The following is a 638-nucleotide window of genomic DNA, read 5'->3' on the forward strand; positions in this document are numbered from 1 at the left end:
TTCGCACCTATAGTCGGGTTAGGATAAGTGCCGGTAAGGTCACCACCTGCATTTCCGCTTACGGGAATAGAGGTAGGAATAACACCAGGCGCCAGTTTCGCAGCAGTGATGGCACCATCCTGAACTTTAGTTGTAGAGATGGCATCATCAGCAACCTTTGTGGCTGTCACCGCATTGTTGGCCAGTTTAGAATTATCCACAGAAGTATTGGCAAGCTTTGTGGTAGTAACCGCACCGTCAGCAAGCTTTGCGGTAGTAATGTTTGCGTCAAGCACTTTCGCAGTAGTCACTGCATTTGTTCCAATGGTCGGGTTAGGATAAGTGCCGGTAAGGTCACCACCTGCATTCCCGCTCACAGGAATAGAAGTAGGAATTACACCAGGAGCCAGTTTTGCAGCTGTGATGGCACCATCCTGAACTTTTGTTGTGGTAATCGCATCGTCTGCAACCTTTGCAGCAGTTACGGTATTATCAGCAAGTTTGGTTCCTGTAACAGCATTATCAGCAAGCTTAGCATTGTCTACAGAGGTATTAGCGAGCTTGGCGTTAGTAACCGCACCATCAGCAAGCTTTGCAGTAGTAATATTGGCGTCAAGCACTTTCGCAGTAGTCACTGCATTCGCACCTATAGTCGGGTT

1 protein-coding gene is annotated in these 638 nt (G+C 48.0%); it reads right to left on the bottom strand.

Annotated elements, in window-relative coordinates:
• A partial coding sequence (locus tag OI18_RS24795; protein ID WP_039144800.1) for a hypothetical protein occupies nt 1–638 on the bottom strand: 638 nt, incomplete at both ends.

The organism is Flavihumibacter solisilvae (assembly GCF_000814475.1).
GTDB classification, from domain to species: Bacteria; Bacteroidota; Bacteroidia; order Chitinophagales; family Chitinophagaceae; genus Flavihumibacter; species Flavihumibacter solisilvae.